The 20,947-nt window shown below is 71.1% G+C and carries 17 protein-coding genes; 13 read left to right on the forward strand and 4 right to left on the reverse strand.

Annotated elements, in window-relative coordinates; genetic code table 11:
- Positions 1-226 precede the first annotated feature (226 nt).
- The 3 genes from ACOZ90_RS08245 to ACOZ90_RS08255 all read right to left on the reverse strand — a co-directional run bounded on the left by ACOZ90_RS08245 (position 227) and on the right by ACOZ90_RS08255 (position 3,761).
- Entirely contained in the window at positions 227-1,690 is a 1,464-nt protein-coding gene (locus tag ACOZ90_RS08245) for an N-acetylmuramoyl-L-alanine amidase (RefSeq protein WP_422893180.1), read from the reverse strand.
- An 80-nt stretch (positions 1,691-1,770) separates the two neighbouring features.
- On the reverse strand, positions 1,771-2,265 hold the full coding sequence (gene tsaE / locus ACOZ90_RS08250) for a tRNA (adenosine(37)-N6)-threonylcarbamoyltransferase complex ATPase subunit type 1 TsaE (RefSeq protein ID WP_422893181.1): 495 nt from the start codon (positions 2,263-2,265) through the stop codon (positions 1,771-1,773).
- Positions 2,262-3,761, reverse strand: a complete 1,500-nt coding sequence (locus ACOZ90_RS08255; protein ID WP_422893182.1) for an NAD(P)H-hydrate dehydratase — start codon at positions 3,759-3,761, stop codon at positions 2,262-2,264. The genes tsaE and ACOZ90_RS08255 overlap by 4 nt, the downstream gene beginning before the upstream one ends.
- A gap of 26 nt (positions 3,762-3,787) precedes the next feature.
- Between ACOZ90_RS08255 and queG the strand changes: the two genes are divergently transcribed.
- From queG to ACOZ90_RS08275, 4 genes are all read left to right on the forward strand, one after another.
- Complete coding sequence (gene queG / locus ACOZ90_RS08260; RefSeq protein ID WP_422893183.1) at positions 3,788-4,867, forward strand: tRNA epoxyqueuosine(34) reductase QueG; 1,080 nt, start codon at positions 3,788-3,790, stop codon at positions 4,865-4,867.
- Positions 4,868-4,958: 91 nt separating this feature from the next.
- Positions 4,959-6,518, forward strand: a complete 1,560-nt coding sequence (locus ACOZ90_RS08265; RefSeq protein ID WP_422893184.1) for a phospholipase D family protein — start codon at positions 4,959-4,961, stop codon at positions 6,516-6,518.
- A gap of 130 nt (positions 6,519-6,648) precedes the next feature.
- The gene (locus tag ACOZ90_RS08270; protein WP_422893185.1) at positions 6,649-7,749 is read left to right on the forward strand and encodes a Glu/Leu/Phe/Val dehydrogenase dimerization domain-containing protein; all 1,101 of its coding nucleotides are present in this window, start codon (positions 6,649-6,651) and stop codon (positions 7,747-7,749) included.
- 145 nt (positions 7,750-7,894) lie between these two features.
- Entirely contained in the window at positions 7,895-9,049 is a 1,155-nt protein-coding gene (locus ACOZ90_RS08275; protein WP_422893186.1) for an isovaleryl-CoA dehydrogenase, read from the forward strand.
- Between the two features lie 33 nt (positions 9,050-9,082).
- On the opposite strand, the gene ACOZ90_RS08280 is transcribed toward ACOZ90_RS08275, so the two are convergent.
- Positions 9,083-11,896 (reverse strand): S8 family serine peptidase, encoded by a 2,814-nt coding sequence (locus ACOZ90_RS08280; RefSeq protein ID WP_422893187.1) that lies wholly within the window; start codon positions 11,894-11,896, stop codon positions 9,083-9,085.
- Positions 11,897-12,105: 209 nt separating this feature from the next.
- On the opposite strand from ACOZ90_RS08280, the gene ACOZ90_RS08285 reads away from it, so the two are divergent.
- From ACOZ90_RS08285 to ACOZ90_RS08325, 9 genes are all read left to right on the forward strand, one after another.
- Complete coding sequence (locus tag ACOZ90_RS08285) at positions 12,106-13,281, forward strand: thiolase family protein (RefSeq protein WP_422893188.1); 1,176 nt, start codon at positions 12,106-12,108, stop codon at positions 13,279-13,281.
- Between the two features lie 135 nt (positions 13,282-13,416).
- Positions 13,417-13,776 carry a hypothetical protein gene (locus ACOZ90_RS08290; protein WP_422893189.1) on the forward strand — a complete coding sequence of 120 codons (360 nt, stop codon included), beginning with the start codon at positions 13,417-13,419 and terminating at the stop codon, positions 13,774-13,776.
- A gap of 186 nt (positions 13,777-13,962) precedes the next feature.
- On the forward strand, positions 13,963-14,367 hold the full coding sequence (locus ACOZ90_RS08295; RefSeq protein WP_422893190.1) for a hypothetical protein: 405 nt from the start codon (positions 13,963-13,965) through the stop codon (positions 14,365-14,367).
- Between the two features lie 108 nt (positions 14,368-14,475).
- Positions 14,476-16,083, forward strand: coding sequence for a carboxyl transferase domain-containing protein (locus tag ACOZ90_RS08300; protein ID WP_422893191.1), 1,608 nt, complete (start codon positions 14,476-14,478; stop codon positions 16,081-16,083).
- Between the two features lie 151 nt (positions 16,084-16,234).
- Positions 16,235-16,795, forward strand: coding sequence for a bactofilin family protein (locus tag ACOZ90_RS08305; protein WP_422893192.1), 561 nt, complete (start codon positions 16,235-16,237; stop codon positions 16,793-16,795).
- The gene (locus tag ACOZ90_RS08310) at positions 16,792-17,178 is read left to right on the forward strand and encodes a hypothetical protein (protein ID WP_422893193.1); all 387 of its coding nucleotides are present in this window, start codon (positions 16,792-16,794) and stop codon (positions 17,176-17,178) included. The genes ACOZ90_RS08305 and ACOZ90_RS08310 overlap by 4 nt, the downstream gene beginning before the upstream one ends.
- 55 nt (positions 17,179-17,233) lie before the next feature.
- Entirely contained in the window at positions 17,234-18,019 is a 786-nt protein-coding gene (locus tag ACOZ90_RS08315; protein ID WP_422893194.1) for an enoyl-CoA hydratase-related protein, read from the forward strand.
- A 1-nt stretch (position 18,020) separates the two neighbouring features.
- The gene (locus tag ACOZ90_RS08320) at positions 18,021-20,039 is read left to right on the forward strand and encodes an acetyl/propionyl/methylcrotonyl-CoA carboxylase subunit alpha (protein ID WP_422893195.1); all 2,019 of its coding nucleotides are present in this window, start codon (positions 18,021-18,023) and stop codon (positions 20,037-20,039) included.
- Positions 20,036-20,947, forward strand: coding sequence for a hydroxymethylglutaryl-CoA lyase (locus tag ACOZ90_RS08325; protein WP_422893196.1), 912 nt, complete (start codon positions 20,036-20,038; stop codon positions 20,945-20,947). Before ACOZ90_RS08320 ends, ACOZ90_RS08325 begins: the two co-directional genes overlap by 4 nt.

A 20,947-nucleotide genomic window follows, 5' to 3' on the forward strand; every position in this document is an offset into this window, starting at 1 on the left:
CCCCCCCCCCCCCCCCCCCCCCCCCCCCCCCCCCCCCCCCCCCCCCCCCCCCCCCCCCCCCCCCCTCCCCCCCCCCCCCCCCCCCCCCCCCCCCCCCCCCCCCCCCCCCCCCCCCCCCCCCCCCCCCGGGCCCTCAGGTTCCGGGCCAACGGTCGTTGTCTGGATTCAAGCGGCGTGGCGCGCCCGGGGCTCTGCAGCCGGGATCGGCGATCCCGGAGAGGAGGATCTAGGGGCTGCCGCCCGAGACGGCGGCGGCTTCCTGGCCGCCGGCTTCGGCCATGGCGCGAGCGGCGAACAGCGTGCCCGGCGGCGGCTGGTTGGAGAAGTAGGTGTTGACCCCGTCGAGCACCGCGCGTGCCACCGTGCGCTGGAACTGCGGGTCGATCAGCCGCTTCTCCTCTTCCGGGTTGGAGAGGAACGCGGTTTCCACCAGCATCGCCGGCATGTCCGAGGTGCGCAGCACCGCGAAGTTGGCCCGCTCGATGTGCGGCTTGTGGTTGTTGCCGATGCGCTTGAGGCCTTCCAGGATGTGCTGGCCGGCGTCCTCGGACGCCTTCATCTGCCCGCTCTGGGTCAGATCCAGCAGCACCGAGGCCAGGGTGTCGTCGGTTTCCTGCAGGCGCACGCCGCCGATCATGTCGGCCGCATTCTCCTTGTCCGCCAGCCAGCGCGCGCGCTGCGAGGACGCGCCGCGCAGCGACAGCACGTACACCGACGACCCCTTGGCGTTGCGGTTGTGGGCGGCATCGGCATGGACGGAGATGAACATGTCCGCGCCCGCCTCGCGCGCCAGCCGGGCGCGGTGGTTGAGCGGGATGAACACGTCGGTATCGCGGGTCAGGTAGGACTTGAGGCCCGGCGTGGCGTCGATCTGGCGGCCCAGCTCGCGGGCGATCGCCAGGGTCACGTCCTTCTCGCGGGTGCCGCTGGGGCCGACGGCGCCGGGATCCTGGCCGCCGTGGCCGGCGTCGATGGCGATGACCAGCGGGCGCATGGCGACGGCGGGCTGCGCCGGTCCCGGGACGGGCTGCACGACGGGCGGCTGCGGGGTCGCAGCGACCGGCCGCGGGTCGGGCTGTGGCTGTGGCGGTGCCACTGCAACCGGTGCCGCAACGGGCTTGGCCACCGGCTCGGCCGGCGTGGCGGAGGACGCGGCCATCTGCGAAATCAGCCTGTCCGTGGCCGCGTTGGACGCCTCCGTGGGATCGGCCGCCGGCGGCGCGGGTGCTTCGTCGCGCCGGGATACGTCGGCAATCAGCGCCGCAATCGGATCGCCGCCAGCGCCGGATTCGTCCGGCCACTCCACCACCAGCCGTGCGCCATCGGCGGAGGGCACCATGCGCGGCCCCATGGCCACCACGGCGGAATCCAGGTCGAACACGAGGCGGGTCACGCCCGGCTCGGGCTGGCCGCTGCGCACCGCCCTGACCAGGCCGGCGGGCGCGGGAAGCTTGAACCCGCTGGCCAGGCGGCTGCCCGGCAGGTCGATCACCAGCCGGTCGGGATTGGCCAGCGAAATCACCTTGAATTCGGCCTGCCCGCCCAGCAGCAGCTCGGCACGCGTCCCCGTGGGGCCGCTGTCCAGTCGCAAGTCGTTGATTTCCGCGGCGTTGGCGACGTTCCAGAGCAGCCCGGCCAGCAGGGCCAGGCCAAGCAGGAGTTCCTGGATTCGGGCTCCGCGGATGCGCATGGTGCAAGTCAAACACCATGGCAAACGTAATGCAAGCGTTTTTTCCTTGTAAATCCGGGGCCTGCCGACCCTTCCTGCAGTTACGGTTCAGGAAAGGCCGCCAACTGGCCTCCGTCAGCCAGCGCGCCGAGCCAGCCGCGCCCCGCCTCGCTGCCGGCGCGCAGAACCGCTTCACGCCCGCTGCCGCTGATCGCCAGCCCGACCTCCAGGTCGGCCGCGGGCAGCCCGCCGGCGCCACGTTCGGGCCATTCCACCAGCCACAGCCGGGCCGGCGCCTCGTCCAGACCGAGGAATTCCAGCTCCGCGCCCGAGCCGATCCGGTACAGATCCAGGTGCAGCGCCTCCGAATCCCCCAGCCGGTAGCGCTCGACCAGGGTGTAGGTGGGGCTGCGGATGGTGCCCTCCACCCCGAGGCTGCGCAGCCAGGCGCGGGCCAGGGTGGATTTTCCGGCGCCCAGGTTACCGCCCAGGTAAACCACCGCCGGGTCGGGCTGGCTGGCGGCCAGCAGCCGCGCCAGGCGCACGGTGGCGTCCTCATCGGCCAGCAGCAGGCGCAGGCGGAGCTCGTTGCTCACGGGTTCACCAGCCTGCGCAGGTGGGGAAACAGATCCGAGGCGAGCATCCCGCGCTCCCCGTCGGCCCTGGCCGCGAGATCGCCGGCGGCGGCGTGCAGCAGCGCGCCGGTCACCGCGGCGTCGAACGCCCCGCGCCCCTGCGCGCGCAGCGCGGCGATCACGCCGGTCAGCACGTCGCCGGTGCCGCCGCTTGCCATGCCGGGGTTGCCGGCGACGATCACCCGCGGCAGCTCGCCGGGCGCGGCGACCACGGTGCCGGCCCCCTTGAGCACCACCACGCAGCCGAAGGCCTCGCACAGGCGCCGCGCGGCCGCGATCCGGTTCGCCTGGACGTCGGCGGTACCGACCTGCAGCAGCCGCGCCGCCTCGCCCGGATGCGGCGTCAGCACCGCGTCCTCCGGAAGCCTGTGATCCACGCCTCCCTTGGCCAGCAGGTTGAGCGCGTCAGCGTCAAGTACCAGCGGCTTCCCGGACGCCAGCGCAACGCCGAACAGCGCCGAGCCCCAGGCGGACTGGCCCAGCCCCGGGCCGATCGCCACGATGTCCGCACGCTCGAGCAGCGGCCGCAGCGCAGCCGCGCCGTCCACCGCCTGCGCCATCACCTCCGGGCGCCGGGCCAGCGTGGCCGGCACGTGCCCGGCGCGGGTCGCAACCCCGACCAGGCCGGCGCCCGAACGCAGCGCCGCCTCGGCGGCCAGCAGCACCGCGCCGCCGGTGCCGTGGTCGCCACCGATGCACAGCAGGTAGCCCGAATGCCCCTTGTGGGCGTTGCGACTGCGCGGCGCGAACCGGCCGGCAAGGTCGGCCGCCTGCAGGCAGGCCGCCACCGGGGCGACGCCTTCGAACACCTGCGGCGGCAGATCCAGCCCGTCCAGCGCCAGCTCGCCCGCGTGGTCGAGCGCGGCGCCGGTGCGCAGGCCGGCGTGCGCGGCCATGAACTGCACCGTCGCATCGGCGCGCACCGCCGCGCCGGCAACCGCCCCGGTGTCGGTATCCACGCCGCTGGGCGCATCCAGCGACAGCACCGGCGCATCTGCGGCGTTGATGGCATCCACCAGCGCCGCCGCGTCCGGATCCAGCGGGCGCGAGAGACCGATGCCGAACAGCGCGTCCACCAGCACGTCGGCAGCGGGCAGCCGGCCGTCGAAGGCCTCGACCTTCCCGCCCGCCTGCAGAAATGCATCACAGGCACGGCGGCCCAGCCCGCCTGCCGGCGCGTGCCCGGCAAGCCGCAGCACCGACACCCTGCGCCCGGATTCGAGCGCCCGCAGCGCCAGCATGTAGCCGTCGCCGCCGTTGTTGCCCGGCCCGCAGGCCACCACGATCCGCTGCGCCTGCGGCCAGCGCCGCAGCAGCTCACGCCAGGCGGCCTGTCCCGCGCGCGCCATCAGCGCGAGCCCGTCCCCGTCCAGATGCGCCGTCGCCGCCGCCTCCAGCGCACGCAGCGCGGCGCGATCGTGGAGGTTTGCGGAATGGCCCGGATCGGAGGCGCTCATGGCCGGGATTCTATACTTGCCCCGACATGCCAGCCCCCGCCGCCATTACTTCCATCGACCCCGACGCGATCGCCGCGCGCATCCGCGCGCTGGCCGCCGAGGCCGGGTTCCAGCGCTGCGGCATCGCCGGGATCGAACTGGGCGAGGACGAGGAGCACCTGCGCCGCTGGCTCGCCGAAGGCCTGTACGGCGACATGGAGTGGATGGCCCGACACGGCAGCAAGCGCTCGCGTCCGCAGGAGCTGGTGCCCGGCACCCTGCGGGTGGTCTCGGTGGGCCTGGACTACGGCCCCGAGGACCACGACGGCGCCTGGCAGACCCTGGCCGACGGCGAGCGCGCCTACGTGGCCCGCTACGCGCTGGGTCGCGACTACCACAAGCTCATGCGCAACCGCCTGCAGAAACTGGCCGCGCGCATCGCCGAAGAGGTCGGGCCGTTCGGCTTCCGGGTGTTCGTCGATTCGGCGCCGGTGCTGGAGCGCGCCCTGGCCCGCAACGCCGGGCTGGGCTGGATCGGCAAGCACACCTGCCTGATCGACCGCGACGGCGGCTCCTGGTTCTTCCTCGGCGAGATCTACCTGGATCTGCCGCTGCCCATCGACGCACCGGCCAGCGCCCACTGCGGCACCTGCACCCGCTGCATCGACGTGTGCCCGACGCAGGCAATCACCGCGCCGTACCAGCTGGACGCGCGCCGCTGCATTTCCTACCTCACCATCGAGCACGAGGGCGCGATTCCCGAAGACCTGCGCCCGGCCATCGGCAACCGCATCTTCGGCTGCGACGACTGCCAGCTGGTGTGCCCGTGGAACAAGTTCGCCCGGCGCACCGACGAGCCCGACTTCCGCGCCCGCAACGACCTGGACACCGCCAGCCTGGCGGAGCTGTTCGCCTGGGACGAGGACGAGTTCCTGCGCCGCACCGAAGGCTCGGCGATCCGCCGCAGCGGCCACCGCCGCTGGCTGCGCAACATCGCCGTGGCGCTGGGCAACGCGCCCACCACGCCCGACGTCCTTGCCGCCCTGCACTCGCGCGCCGGCAGTGACGACCCGCTGGTTCGCGAGCACGTCGCCTGGGCGCTTGCCCGCCACCACCCACCCCGGTAGGAGCGCGCCATGCGTGCATGGTGCGCTCCTACCGGAAGATGCCGGGTTGTCCCTACAATGCGGTGCGAAGTCGGGGGTGGCGCCGGTCACGATGAAGAAGCGGGTCAAGCGAATCCTGGGCTGGGGACTGTTCACCCTCGCGGTGATGGTGCTCAGCGGCATCCTGCTGGCCGACCACCTGACCCCGCAGGCGACCGGCGCGCCCAGCCACGCCCTGCCGGTGCAGCCGGATGAAACCCTGCTGGATCGGGAGCTGGCGCCGCTGCTCGCGCGCAATCCCGGCCAGAGCGGCGTGGTGATGCTGGTCGACGGGCGCGACGCCTTCGCCGCCCGCGCCATCTCCACCCGCCGCGCCGGGCGCAGTATCGACCTGATGTACTACATCTGGCAGGACGACCTCAGCGGCCACCTGCTGCTGCGAGAACTGTGGGAAGCGGCCGAGCGCGGGGTGCGGGTTCGGATGCTGCTCGATGACATCAACACCCGCGGCAAGGACGGCGCGCTGCTGGCCATGGTCGAACACCCCAACGTCGACGTGCGCGTGTACAACCCGTTCCGCAACCGCGACGGCATCGGCCGGCTGCTGGAGATGGTGCAGCGCAGCTGGTCGATCAACCACCGCATGCACAACAAGGCCTGGATCGCCGACGGCCGGGTGGCGGTGGTGGGCGGGCGCAACGTCGGAGTGGAGTACTTCGACGCCGACGAGGACACCAACTTCCGCGACCTGGACGTGGCCCTGTTCGGGCCGGCGGTGGAACAGGCAAGCGCGATCTTCGACACGTTCTGGAACAGCGACCAGGTGGTGCCGATCTCGGCCCTGAACCGCAAGTCGCCCGAGCGCCTGGACGAGGTCATGGCCGGCATCCGCGAGGAAACCCGCAGCCCGCAGGCACGGCGGTTCCTGGAGCAGGTGGAGGCCTCGGACAACGTGGGCCGCTACATCACCCGCAACCTGTCGCCGTACTGGACGGACAGGATCCAGGTGCTGTCCGACCCGCCCGACAAGCGCCCGGGCCAGGACAGTTCGCAATGGCTGATCCACCACATCCTCGACGACCTCGGCTCGGCCCGGCACAAGGCGCTGCTGATCTCGCCCTACTTCGTGCCCGGCAGCCAGGGCGTGGTGGCGCTGGCCAACGCCGCGCGCCGCCACGACGCACACGTGGGCGTGATCACCAACTCGCTGGTCGCCAACGACGTGCTGGCCGTGCACAGCGGCTACAGCAAGTACCGCGAGCGGCTGCTGCTGGCCGGCGTGCACCTGTACGAGACCCGCGCGGACGCTTCCGACACCACCAGCCTGTTCGGCAGCAGCGGCGCGAGCCTGCACACGAAGGCCTATCTGGTCGATGACCGCCGCGGCTTCGTCGGCTCGTTCAACATGGATCCGCGCTCGATCAACCTCAACACGGAAATGGGCGTGCTGTTCGACGACCCCGCCCTGGCCGGCGCCCTGCTCGACGAATACCTGCTGCTGTCCAGTCCGGAGTGGAGCTACCGGCTGTACCTGAACGGGGACGGCGACCTGCGCTGGCTGGACGCGAGCACCGATCCGCCGACGATCGAGACCACCGAACCGGGTGCCTCGCTGCTGCAGCGCAGCATCTCCCGGGTGCTCGGCTGGCTGCCGATCGAGTCCCAGCTGTAACCGCAAGAGGCGTAGAATACCGCCCGCATCGGCGCCCAGGCGGCGCCGCGTTCGCATCACTGCCACACATCCAACCACCACGGCCGGCGCGGGTGCATCCGCCCCCGGGCGCGCCGCAGCGGAGCAACCGATGATCTTTGAACAACTCGACACCAGCGGCCACGAGCAGATCGTTTACTGCCACAACAAGGACGTGGGCCTGAAGGCCATCATCGCCATCCACAACACCGTGCTCGGCCCGGCCCTGGGCGGCACCCGCATGTGGCCATACAAGTCCGAGGCCGAGGCGCTGAACGACGTGCTGCGCCTGTCGCGCGGCATGACCTACAAGAACGCCGTGGCCGGCCTGAACATCGGCGGCGGCAAGGCCGTGATCATCGGCGATCCGGCGAAGGACAAGTCCGAGGCCCTGTTCCGCGCCTTCGGCCAGGCGGTGGAATCGCTCGGCGGGCGCTACATCACCGCCGAGGACGTGGGCATCGACGTCAACGACATGGAGTTCGTGTTCCGCGAGACCCAGTACGTCACCGGCGTGCACCAGGTTCACGGCGGCTCCGGCGACCCCTCCCCGTTCACCGCCTACGGCACCCTGCAGGGCCTGCTGGCCACCCTCAACCGCAAGTTCGGCAACGAGGAAGTGGGCAGCTACAGCTACGCGGTGCAGGGCCTGGGCCACGTGGGCATGGAGTTCGTGAAGCTGCTCAAGGAGCGCGGCGCGAAGATCTTCGTCACCGACATCAACCAGCGCCTGATCGACCAGGCGGTGTCCGAGTACGGCGCCGAGGCGGTGGCCCCGGACGAGATCTACGACGTCGACGCCGACGTGTACTCGCCGTGCGCGCTGGGTGCGACCGTCAACGAGGAAACCGTGCCGCGGCTGAAGGCGAAGATCATCTGCGGCTCGGCCAACAACCAGCTGGCCAACAACGAGATCGGCGACGAGCTCGGCGGCCGCGGCATCCTCTACGCGCCCGACTACGCGGTCAACGCCGGCGGCGTGATGAACGTGTCGCTGGAGATCGAGGGCTACAACCGTGAGCGCGCCATGCGCATGATGCGCACGATCTACCACAACCTGACCCGCATCTACGAGATCGCCGAGCGCGACAGCATCCCCACCTACAAGGCCGCCGACCGCATGGCCGAGGAGCGGATCGAGCTGATCGGCAAGCTCAAGCTGCCGCTGGGCCGCGCCGCGCCGCGCTTCCAGGGCCGCATCAAGGGAAGCTGATCCAGACCCCGCCTGGATCAGCCCAAAGTTTGCTTTGCAAACTTTGGGTCCCGCTTGGTACTTCCGAATCCCCGCCGCTTCGCGGCGCCCCCTTTACCAAAGGGGGCTTTGGGGCTCCAACTTCACCGATGGTGCGAGGTGGTGTATGCGTACGTTCCCCCTGGGCGAAGACGTTGATGCACTGCGCGATGCGGTTCGCCGCTTCGCGGAGGCTGAGATCGCGCCGCTTGCCGAGGCCGTCGACCGCGACAACGCGTTCCCGCAGGCGCTGTGGCCCAAGCTGGGCGGGATGGGCCTGCTGGGCATGACCGTGCCGGCGGAGTTCGGCGGCAGCGAAATGGGCTACCTGGCCCACCTGGTGGCCATGGAGGAGATCTCCCGGGCCTCCGGCTCGGTGGCGCTGAGCTACGGCGCCCACTCCAACCTGTGTGTGTCCAACCTGTACCTCAACGGCACCCCGGGGCAGCGGCAAAAGTACCTGCCCCGGCTGTGCAGCGGCGAGTGGAAGGGCGCGCTGGCGATGAGCGAGCCGGGCGCGGGCTCGGACGTGGTCGGCTCGATGAGCTGCCGCGCCGAACTGCGCGGCGACACCTGGATCGCCAACGGCAACAAGATGTGGATCACCAACGGCCCCGAGGCCGACGTGCTGATCGTGTACATGCGCACGGCCGGCAAGGAGGCGGGCAGCCGCTGCATGACCGCCTTCATCGTCGAGAAGGGGATGAAGGGCTTCAGCACCGCGCAGAAGCTCGACAAGCTGGGCATGCGCGGTTCCAACACCTGCGAGCTGGTGTTCGAGGACTGCGAGATCCCGGCGGAAAACGTGCTGGGCGAGGTCAACCAGGGCGTCCGCGTGCTCATGCGCGGGCTCAACACCGAGCGCCTGGTGCTCACCGGCGGGCCGCTGGGGCTGATGCAGGCGGCCATGGACATCACCCTGCCCTACGTGCGCGAGCGCAGGCAGTTCGACCGGGCCATCGGCAGCTTCGGGATCATGCAGGCCAAGGTTGCCGACATGTACACCGCGCTGCAGTCCTCGCGCGCCTTCGCCTACCAGGTCGGGCGCGACTACGACGCCGGGCACAGCTCGCGTGCCGATGCCGCCGGCTGCCTGCTGCACGCGTCCGAAGCCGCGGTGCAGGTGGCGCTGGAGGCGATCCAGGCGCTGGGCGGCAACGGCTACATCAACGAGTACCCGACCGGGCGGATCCTGCGCGACGCCAAGCTCTACGCCATCGGCGCCGGCACCAACGAGATCCGCCGCATGCTCATCGGCCGCGAGCTGTTCGAGGACAGGTAATCGCGCCGGGGCGCACGGCCCCGGCGCCTGCGGTCAGAACCCCAGCGCGTACTTCAGCGACACCATCCGCGCGTCGCCGCGCGGGCCGAAGCGCTGGTCGAAGCCGAACGTGACCACGCCGCTGCGGCCCACCGGCGCGTCCAGGCCCAGGCCGAACAGGCCACCGGAGCGCGCCGGCTGCAGCCCCAGCAGCGGCGACCAGGCGTCGGCGCCGGTGAACCCGGCCTGCACGTCCAGGCCGTTGGCCGACAGCGTGTGCTGCCACTCGGCATAGCCGTGCAGGTTCAGCCCGGACAGCAACGAGCGCTCGGCACGCAGGCCGGCGATGGCCTGGCTGCGGCTCGACGTCCACGCGTCCGCGCGCAGGCCCAGTCCGTCACCACCCAGCTCGTTGAAGCCGTCGCTTTCGATCCGGGTGTACTCGGCGCCCAGGTACGGGGTGATGCCCACATCCGCACCGCCAAACCGGTAGCCCGACTCCAGGCTCGCGGTCGCAAAGTCGCCCGCATAGTTGCTGAACACCCCCATCGAACGCTGGCCGGTGAACAGGTGCCGCTCCAGCTGGCGGTCGAAGCGACCGAACCCGGCCTGGCCCAGCACGTAGGCATTGCCGCTGGCCACGCCCAGGTAGGCGAGGCTCTGCGCCTGGCGGTCATGGCCGCGGTCGCGGCTGCCGGCGCGGCGGCTGTCCGCGCGGGTCTCGCCAAAGGCGAAGCCGGCGATCGCGCTGCCCAGGCGCATGTCGCGCCCGATCATCCAGCCGTCCACCGCCTGCTCGCTGCCCGAGAAGCCGCCGTGGCCGCCACCGCCCAGCTGCTGCATCCACGCGGCCGGGCGCGCGTCGGTTCCGGCGCTGTCGACGAACTGCGAGGACAGCGCGCGGCGGTTCATGTCGACCGCATCGAACGTGGTCGAAGAGGCCATCGCGTGCAGCTCGCCGGACAGGCTCGCCAGCGAAGCCCGGGCCAGGTCGGCGTTGCCGATGCCCTGGAACTCGCCCGCGGCGCGGATCAGCCCCTCCGCCAGCGGGCCCTCGCCCGCCTCCCGCTGGCCATCGATCTCGCGGAACGCATTCTCGACCCGCTCGGCCGACGCCAGCGAGGCGGTCGTGATCCTGCCGAGGCTGGCCGCGGTGGACAGTACGTCCAGGCGGGTGATGTCGAGCCATACGTTGTTGAGGTCGTAGGCCAGGCTGCCCTGCAGGAACAGGGCATCCTGGTTGTATGTCCAGCCGTCAAAGTTGCCATCCAACCCTTCGGCCGCCTGCAGAACCGCCTCGCGATCCCGGGTAACGTAGCCGCTCCGGGCACCCGCAACGTGCACCGTGCCGCCGTTGATCTCCGCGGTGCCGCCGACCGACAGCGCGCCGTGCCCCAGCGTCATCGAGAGCACCGCGTCGCCACCGTGCACGTAGTTGCCGCCCACCTGGAAGCCGTCGCCCGCATCCAGCATCAGGGTTCCATTGTTGGTGACGTTGCCGGCCACGCTGCCGCCGCCGCCGAGCGCACCGTCCGCACCGATGGTGACGCCCGAATCCGACAGCGAGCCGCTCAGGTGCAGCACGCCGCCATCAACCCGGGTCGCCCCGCGGTAGCTGCTGTCGCCCTCCAGCACGAGGGTGCCGCTGCCGCGCTTGACCAGCCCACCCGCGCCGGTGATGTCATTGCCCCAGACCGAGGTCAGGTCGTCGAAGTCGGCCGTCACCGTGCCCCAGTCGAACTTGCCCGGCCCCTGCACCGCCTTGCCCACGTTGAGCAGGCCGTGGCCGAAGATCTCGTCCACCCCCGGCTCGCCCATGTCGGTGGCGGTGCCGAGGATGGTCTGGCGCACCAGGTCGTTGTTGAACCAGGGGAAGGCTTCCCACACCAGCGCGGCGGCGCCGGACACCTGCGGGGCGGCGAACGAGGTGCCGTTCCAGCGCCAGTATTCGGGGTCGTCATACGGGTCGTCGGTGCCGGTGGTGACCACCGTGCCCGGAGCGACCAGGCAGTAGTTCATCGCCATGCCGCAGGCGTTGGAATATTCCGCCAGCAGCCCGGGGTCCGCGCCGTCCAGCGCGGCAACCGCCAGCCAGCCGACCTCCAGGTCGGCGCCGGGGGTGGACCCACCCCGGCCGGCCACACTGGGCAGCATCGCCGTTTCGCTGGGGTCGTCGAACGCCCCGTTGCCCGTGGCGAACACCACGATGCCGCCGTGCTCCACCACGAACGGCCGGTACTCCGCCGCGATTGGCGCGGTGGCGTCCAGGTTGGTCCAGTACAGGCCGCCCCACGAGTTGTTCAGGATCTTGACCCCGCGATCCATCATGTCGTCGTGGATGGGGGTGAGCCCGATCGGACCGCTGATTTCGTTGCCCTGCCCGGTGCCGTCGTCATCCGGCGGCTCGTCGTTGATGATCCGCGCCGAGACGATTTCCGCCCCCTGGGCGATGCCGCCGGGCCAGTAGCCGAACGGCCCGCCGGCGATCACCTGGGCCACCCCGGTGCCGTGGCCGTCCTTGTCGTCCACCGACATGTCGTTGATGTTGCGATTGACGTAGATGAGGTTGTCCACCACGCGCCCGGCCAGCGCCGGGTGCTGGCTGTTGACCCCGGTATCGATCACGCCGACCCGCACCCCCTCGCCGGTCAGGCCGGCGTCGATCGCCGCCTGCGCGTTGGTCAGGACGATGTGGTCGCTGTAAGCGGGGTCGGCCGGGTACACCACGGCCGGCGGGGTCGGAGGCGGAGCGGTGGGAGGCGGCGAGGGGCGCAGCGGGTTGCTGCCCCCGCCGCCGCAGGCCGTGAGTACCAGTCCGACCGCAACGGCCAGCAGCGAGCGCGTCGCGCCCCGGAGGGGAAATACCATACCGCCGCGGTGTCCCGTCATCGCCCTGCATCCCTGTGTCATCCGATGCCCATACCTATACCGCATCACGCCCGCGCCGGGAATCACCGGCACCCGGTTCCGTGATGAACGCGTCAGCCGGCGCCTCCCGCAGGCGCGGTTTGCCGCGGGGCAATACTAGGGCCGATAATCAATCGATACCCTCAGCCCCCTGCAGGTGGAGCAGCATCATGAGCGAGATCGTCATCCTGGGCGCCAAGCGCACCGCCATCGGTTCCTTCCTCGGCCAGTTCAACGGCGTCCCCACCCCGACCCTGGGCGCGGCTGCCATCCGCGGCGCGCTCGAGCATGCCGGCCTGGCGGCCGACCAGGTCGACGAGGTCATCATGGGCTGCGTGCTGCCGGCCGGCCTGGGTCAGGCGCCCGCGCGCCAGGCATCGCGCGCGGCCGGCATCCCGGACGCTGCCGGCAGCACCACCATCAACAAGGTGTGCGGCTCGGGCATGAAGGCGGCGATGTTCGGCCACGACCTCATCAAGGCCGGCTCGGCCAAGGTGGTGGTGGCCGGCGGCATGGAGTCGATGACCAACGCCCCGCACGTGCTCAACGGCTCGCGCAACGGCATCCGCTACGGCAGCGCCGAATTCCTCGACCACATGGCCTGGGACGGCCTGACCAATCCGTATGACGGCCAGGCCATGGGCGTGTTCGGAGACGAGGCCTGCCGCAAGTACGGCTTCAGCCGCGAGGATCTGGACGCGTTCTCCGCCGAGAGCGCCAGGCGCGCCCAGGCCGCGATCAGCGACGGCGCGTTCGCCGACGAGGTCGTGCCGGTCACGGTCAAGACCCGCAAGGGCGAGAACGTGATCGACTCCGACGAGGAGCCCGGCAAGATCGACCTGGCCCGCATCCCCACCCTGCGCGCCGCCTTCGGCAAGGACGGCCTGCTCACCGCGGCCTCGTCTTCCAAGATCTCCGACGGCGCCGCCGCCTTGGTGCTGGCCTCGGCGGAGGAAGCGTCCGCACGCGGCCTGACCCCGCTGGCGCGCATCGTCGCCCATGCCGGGCACGCGCAGGAGCCGGAGTGGTTCACCACCGCGCCGGTGCAGGCGATTGAAAACGTGCTCAAGAAGGCCGGCTGGAGCGTGGACGACGTCGACCTGTTCGAGGTCAACGAAGCCTTCGCATGCGTGGCCATGGCGCCGATGAAAGACCTCGGGATTCCCCACCAGAAGCTGAACGTCAATGGCGGCGCCTGCGCCCTCGGCCACCCCATCGGCGCCAGCGGCGCACGCCTGGTCGTGACCCTGCTGCACGCCCTGAAAGCCCGTAATCTCAAGCGCGGCGTGGCTTCGCTGTGCATCGGCGGCGGCGAGGCGACGGCAATCGCGATTGAACTGGCCTGAAACGGGTTAACGGCATCTTCACGCGTTGAATCAAACGGGCACTTGACAGCGAAACATCGATTGTCATGATGTTTCCCCGGCGCGCTTTCCACTGCGCGTTTGTGACTTTTGATTTCAACGACGAGGAAACGAACAATGTCCATCAACAAGGCTCTGCTGGCACTGGCCATGGGTTTCGCCCTGGCCGCGTGCTCGAACCAGGACGCCGCCACCGACGCGGCCGCTGACGCCGCCGACGCTGCTGCCGAGGCCCAGGCCCAGGCTGACGCCGCGTACGGCGAGTTTGAAGAAACCGCCCAGGCTGCTGCCGACACCGCCGCCGACGCCGCTGACCGCGCCGCCGACGCCGCTGCCGACGCTTCGGCCGCCGCTTCGGACGAAATGGCCGACGCCGCCGCCGACGCTGCCGAGGCTGCTTCCGACGTGGCCGAGGACGCCGCCGACGTGGCCGACGAGGCGCAGGACGCGGCTGAAGACGCCGCCGACGACATCTGATCCGTCGCGGAAGCCACGCGCTTCCGCACATCGGAACAGGACTGGAACCGCCGGGAAACCGGCGGTTCTTTTTTTTGGCTGCTCCTTTTTTTGAACGGCAGCAAAGCGCCCCTCCGCATTTGCACGGCGCATTCACCTCCCGCGCCCAACACTGGTCGGCGACACAACCCACGAGGCCCCATCACGATGAACAAGACCGCCCTTGCCCTGCTTGCCGCCGGCGCCTTGACCCTGGCCGCCTGCCAGGACACCGCCACCTCCCGCCAGGAAGCCGACGACGCAGCCGCCGCCGCCGAACGCGCGCGCGCCTCCGCCGCCGAAACCCTCGACCACACCGGCACCGCGATCTCCGAAAGCGCGGACGCAGCCGCAGCCCGCACCCGCGCCGCGGCCGACGACGCCGCAGCAGCGGCCGACCGCGCCGCCGATGACGCGGCCGCCGCCGCCGAGCGCGCGGGCGACGCCACGCGCGAAGCCGCCGCCGACGGCGCGGATGCCGCGGCGCGCGCCGCCGAGTCCACCTCCGACGCCATGGAGCGGGCCGCCGATCGTGCCCGCGAGGAAGCCGACGAGCTTCGCCGCGACGACTGATCGCAGCCACTCCGTGCTTCACCGGGAAGGCCCGCTTCGGCGGGCCTTCCTGCGTCCGGCGGGCCAGCAGGTATCCTGTGCGCCCCGTCGCACGGTCGAGGCCGCCGCATGCCCGCACTCAGTTCCCGCCTGGATCCCCGCTCGCAGGAGTTCGCCGACAACGCCGCCTGGCACCGCGCGCTGGTGGCCGAGCTGGATCGGCGCCTGGCCCGGGCCGCGGACGGCGGCGGCGACAAGGCCCGCGAGCGCCACGAAGCCCGCGGCAAGCTGCTGGTGCGCGACCGCATCAGCGCGCTGCTGGATCCGGGCTCGCCGTTCCTGGAAATCGCCCCGCTCGCCGCCGAGGACATGTACGAAGGCGCCGCGCCCGCCGCGGGCATGGTCTGCGGCATCGGCCGGGTGATGGCCCAGGAGGTCGTGGTCGTGGCCAACGACGCCACCGTCAAGGGGGGCACCTACTTCCCGATGACGGTGAAAAAACACCTGCGCGCGCAGGAGATCGCGCGCGAGAACAACCTGCCCTGCATCTACCTCGTCGATTCGGGCGGCGCGTTCCTGCCGCTGCAGGACGAGGTGTTCCCGGACAGGGAGCACTTCGGACGCATCTTCTACAACCAGGCGCGGATGAGCGCGGAGAACATTCCCCAGGTCGCCGTGGTGATGGGCTCGTGCACCGCCGGCGGCGCCTACGTGCCGGCGATGAGCGACGAGTCGGTGATCGTCAAGGAACAGGGCACGATCTTCCTCGGCGGCCCGCCGCTGGTGAAGGCGGCCACAGGCGAGGTGGTGGATGCCGAATCGCTCGGCGGCGCCGACGTGCACACATCGGTCTCGGGCGTTGCCGACCACTTCGCCGAAGACGACCGCCACGCGCTGCAGATCGCGCGCGACATCGTCGGCAGCCTCAACCGCGGCAAGTCGATCCCGCTCGCGCTGCGCGACGTGACCGAACCGCTGTATCCGGCCGAAGAGCTCTACGGCATCGTGCCGAAGGACACGCGCCGGCCGTTCGACATCCGCGAGGTGATCGCGCGCATCGTCGACGGCAGCCAGTTCCAGGAGTTCAAGGCGCGCTACGGCAAGACGCTCGTCACCGGCTTCGCCCACCTGCACGGCTACCCGGTGGGCATCGTCGCCAACAACGGCATCCTGTTTTCCGAGAGCGCGCTCAAGGGCGCGCACTTCATCGAGCTGTGCAACCAGCGCGGCATCCCGCTGGTGTTCCTGCAGAACATCACCGGCTTCATGGTCGGGCGCAAGTACGAGAACGCGGGCATCGCCAAGGACGGGGCGAAGATGGTCACGGCCGTTGCGTGTTCGAGCGTGCCCAAGTTCACCGTGGTCATCGGCGGCAGCTTCGGCGCCGGCAACTACGCCATGTGCGGGCGCGCCTACGGCGCACGGTTCCTGTGGATGTGGCCCAACGCGCGCATCAGCGTGATGGGCGGCGAGCAGGCCGCCAGCGTGCTGGCCACCGTGCGCCGCGACGGCATCGAGGCGAAGGGCGGGGAATGGAGCGCGGACGAGGAAGAGGCCTTCAAGACGCCCATCCGCGAGCAGTACGAGCACCAGGGCAGCCCGTGGTACGCCACCGCACGGCTGTGGGACGACGGCATCATCGACCCGGCCGATACCCGCCGGGTGCTGGGGCTGGCGGTGTCGGCCTCGCTCAATGCGCCGATCGAGCCGGCGCGCTTCGGGGTCTTCAGGATGTAGCACGGGGTTCGGGTTCGGGGCATTGCGTCACAGCCGGGGCGCCATGACTCCGTGCTAGGCTCGGTGGGATACGACCCCCGTCGTTGCCGCGCTGGCCGCCTGCGGCCGGTGTTCCTGTCCCCGTTCCGCATCCAGCTCCAGGAGTTCCGTCATGGCCATCTTCAACCCCTCGTCCAGCCCGCAGAAGAAGGACGCGGCTCCGTTCGCTTCAGAACCCGCGCAGGCGCCGCGCCGTGACGAACGTCCGGCCGCGGCCGACTTCAATCCCACTTCGGCTCCGCCGCAGCAGCAACAGCGCCAGTCCGCGCCCGCCGCAAAGGAGTCGCTGATCGCGGCCAACCTGACCATCGAAGGCAAGATCGAGGGCACCGGCCACGTCCGCATCGCCGGCCAGTTCAAGGGCGACGTCAACGTCAAGGGCGACCTGACCATCGAGCGCGGCGCCAAGCTCAACGGCGGGGTGCGCGCGGAGAAGGTCACCGTCGCGGGCGATCTGGAAGGCAACATCGAATCGGCCGAGCGGGTGGAGCTGCTCGACAGCGCGATGCTCAACGGCGACCTCAAGGCCGGCACGCTCACCGTCGCCGCCGGCTCGCGCATCCGTGGCCACATCGAGTGCGGCTGGGACGACAGCGACGCCCGTGGCGGCAGCAAGGGCGGCAAGCAGGACGCGAAGGCCGGCGCCAGGGCGGAAACCGAAGCCGTCTCGTGAGCAACGGCCGGCCGGGTGCGGCAGGTGCCACGCGCACCTGTCCGCACTGCAAGACCACGATCCTGCAGAGCTCGGTGCGCTGCCCGTCGTGCCGGCACTACCTCCGCTTCGACACGCCGGCCGAGGCGGCAGCCGAGGCCGCGGCCCAGTCCAGCAACGCGCTCCAGGTCGAAGGCACCATCCGCCACCCCGCCGACGGCGGCGCCTGGGAATACTCGGTGGTGATGGTGGTGCGCGACGAGGCCGGCAAGGAAATCAATCGCCAGGTGGTCGGCGTGGGCGCGATGTTCCCCGGCGACGAGCGCAGCTTCAGCCTGAGTGTGGAAGTCACGCCCACCAGCGACATGCGCCGCGGCCCGAAGCGGGGCGGCACCCGCCACTGAGCGGCCCGGGGCGAACCGGTATCATGGCCGGCCACCCGAAAACGAGCCGCCGCCCATGCCAGACGCCCTCACGATCACGCGCGAAGGCCCGCTTGCACGGCTGCGCCTGGATCGGCCCGAGCTGCACAACGCGTTCGACGCCGCGCTGATCAGCGCCCTCACTTCGGCCCTGGGCGGGCTTGCCGATGACCCGCAGGTGCGGGTGGTGGTGCTTGAAGGCAGCGGCCGTTCGTTCTCCGCCGGCGCCGACCTCAACTGGATGCGCGGCATGGCGTCGGCCGACGAGGCCACCAACCGCGACGACGCGCTCGCGCTTGCACGCCTGATGCGCGCGCTCGACGAACTGCCCAAGCCCACCATCGCCCGCGTCCACGGCGCGGCCCTGGGCGGCGGCGTCGGCCTGGTCGCCTGCTGCGACATCGCCATCGGCGCGGAAGGGGCGAAGTTCGGCCTCACCGAAGCCCGCCTCGGGCTGCTGCCGGCGGTGATCTCGCCCTACGTGATCTCCGCGATCGGTTCCCGCCAGGCGCGGCGCTGGTTCGCTACCGGCGAGGTGTTCGATGCCGGTGCAGCGCAGCGGATGGGCCTGCTGCACGAAGTGGTTCCGGCCGATGGGCTCGACGACGCCGTGCAGCGCCAGGTGGCGCTGCTGCTCAAGGCCGGCCCGGTCGCCACCGCCCAGGCCAAGACCCTGGTGCGCTCGGTGCAGGCGCACGTGGATCGCGACGCCCTCGACGCCGCCACCGCCGATCTCATCGCTGCGCTGCGGGTGTCCCCCGAAGGCCAGGAAGGCCTGGCCGCATTCCTCGACAAACGTGCTCCCGCATGGGCCATCAACTGACATGTTCGACACGATCCTGATTGCCAACCGCGGCGAGATCGCCTGCCGGGTCATCCGCACCGCGCGCCGGCTGGGCATCCGCACCGTCGCCGTATTCTCCGAGGCGGACGCCGACGCGCAGCACGTGCGACTGGCCGATGAAGCCTGGCCGATCGGCGGGCCGCGGCCGCAGGACAGCTACCTGCGCGGCGACGCGATCCTGGAGGTCGCCAGGCAGAGCGGTGCCCAGGCCATCCACCCCGGCTACGGGTTCCTCAGCGAGAACGCGGAGTTCGCCGAAGCGGTGGAGGCCGCCGGCATCGCCTTCATCGGCCCCGGGGCGGCGTCGATGCGGAAGATGGGCAGCAAGGCCGGCGCCAAGGAGCTGATGGAAGCCGCCGGGGTGCCGGTGGTGCCCGGCTACACCGGCCAGGAGCAGTCGCCGGAGCTGCTCGCGCGGGAAGCCGGACGCATCGGTTTCCCGCTGATGATCAAGGCCGCCCACGGCGGCGGCGGCAAGGGCATGCGCATCGTGCGCGGCGCCGACGAGTTCCTGCCGGCGCTGGAAAGCTGCCGGCGCGAGGCCGCCAGCGCCTTCGGCCGCGACCGGGTGCTGCTGGAGCGCTACATCGAGTCGCCGCGGCACATCGAGATCCAGGTGTTCGGCGACAGCCATGGCAACGTCATCCACCTCAACGAGCGCGAGTGCTCGGCCCAGCGCCGCTACCAGAAGGTGCTGGAGGAGTCGCCCTCCCCGTTCCTGACCCCGGAGCTGCGCGCGCGCATGGGCGAAGCCGCGGTGCTGGCCGCCAGGGCGATCGACTACGTCAACGCCGGCACGGTCGAATTCATCGTCGCCCCGGACGGCGGCTTCTGGTTCATGGAGATCAATACCCGGCTGCAGGTGGAACACCCGGTGACCGAAATGGTGACCGGCCTGGATCTGGTGGAGTGGCAGCTGCGGGTGGCCGCGGGCGAGCCGCTGCCGCTGGCGCAGGATGCGATTGCGCAGGACGGGCACGCGATCGAAGTGCGGCTGTACGCGGAGGATCCCGAGGCCGGGTTCCTGCCCGGCTCCGGGCGCCTGGAGCGCCTGCGCCTGCCGCGGCCGTCGGAACACGTGCGGATCGACTCGGGCGTGGTCGAAGGCGACACGGTCACCATCTTCTACGACCCGATGATCGCCAAGCTGATCGTCCACGATCGCGACCGCCCCGCCGCCCTCGCCCGCCTGCGCGAGGCCCTGGCCGCCTGCCTGGTCGAGGGCCCGAAATCGAACATCGCCTTCCTGGAGCGGCTGGCGCGGCATCCGTCCGTGGTCGAGGCCACCATCGACACCGCCTACCTGGATCGCAATCCGGACGAGTTCATGCCCCCGGACGGGCCTCCCTCCCCGGCCGTCCTCGCCGCGGCTGCCACCGCCGAGCTGCTCCGCCAGGAGCACGCGGCCGGCGAAACAGCCCGGCGTTCGGTCGAGCCGGATTCGCCGTGGGCCATCGCCGACGGCTGGCGGCTGGGGCACGCGGGCGAGCGCCTGCTGATCCTGCAGGCCGGCGACGCGCGCCATGAAGTGCACGCCTCCGGCAGCGGCGGCAGCTACCGCCTGCGCGGCGCCGGTGACGGCGACATCCAGGTCGCCGGCGCGCGCCTTGAAGCCGGCGAGTTGTCGCTGCGCATCGACGGCGGTTCGAAGCGCTTTCGCGTCGATACCGACGCGGATCGGGTGATCATCCACGACGGCAGCCGCCGGCTGCGCCTGGAGCTTGATTCGCCGTTCCGCCCCGCCGGCGATGGCGGGGAAACCGGCGACAGCCGGATCCGCGCGCCCATGCCCGGCCGCGTGGTGCTGGTGCGGGCAGCCGCCGGTGACGCCGTGGAAGAGGGCCAGGAGCTGCTGGTGATGGAGGCGATGAAGATGGAGCTGACGCTGCGGGCCCCGCGCGCGGGCATCCTCGCCGAAGTGCGCGCCAGCGACGGCGAGTTCGTGGAGGCGGACGCCGTGCTCGCCGTGCTGGAGCCCGAACCGGACGCTTCCGCATGAGCCGCCTGCCCGCCGCCGTCAGGCTCGTCGAGGTCGGCCCGCGCGACGGGCTGCAGAACGAGAAGGCGATCGTGCCCACCGCGACCAAGGTGGAGCTCATCGACCGGCTCTCGGCCACCGGGCTGAAGACGGTCGAGGCCACCAGCTTCGTCAGCCCCAGGTGGGTGCCGCAGCTGGCCGATGCCGCCGAGGTGTTCGCCGCCATCCAGCGCCGCCCCGGCGTCGCCTATCCCGTGCTGGTGCCCAACGAGACCGGTTACGACCGCGCCCGCGAGGCCGGGGTCGAGGAGATCGCCGTGTTCACCGCGGCATCGGAAGCCTTCAACCGCACCAACATCAACGCCGGCATCGAGGAGTCCCTGGCCCGGTTCGAACCGGTGCTGGCGCGCGCCCTCGAGGACGGCGTGCGCGTGCGCGGGTATGTCTCCACCGTACTCGGCTGCCCCTACCAGGGCGAGGTGCCGCTGGCCGATGTCGTCCGCGTTTCCCGTGCCCTGCACCAGATGGGCTGTTACGAGATTTCATTGGGCGACACCATCGGCGTGGGCACGCCCGGCAAGGCGCGGGCCATGCTGCGGGCGGTCGCCGGGGAGGTTCCGATACCGGCGCTGGCCGTCCATTTCCATGACACCTACGGGCAGGCGCTGGCCAACATCCTGGCGTGCCTGGAGGAAGGCGTGGCGGTGGTGGACGCGGCGGTCGCCGGCACCGGTGGCTGCCCCTACGCCCGCGGCGCCAGCGGCAACGTGGCCAGCGAGGACGTGGTGTATATGCTGCACGGCATGGGCATCGAAACCGGCATCGACCTGGACGCGCTGGCGGCCACCGGCCAATGGCTGGCCGGCGTGCTCGGCCGCCAGACCTCCAGCCGCGTCGGCCGCGCGATGGCGGGCACGGACGTGCAATGA

Origin of the sequence: Luteimonas dalianensis (genome assembly GCF_049339425.1) — a bacterium.
Taxonomy (GTDB): Bacteria; Pseudomonadota; Gammaproteobacteria; order Xanthomonadales; family Xanthomonadaceae; genus Luteimonas; species Luteimonas dalianensis.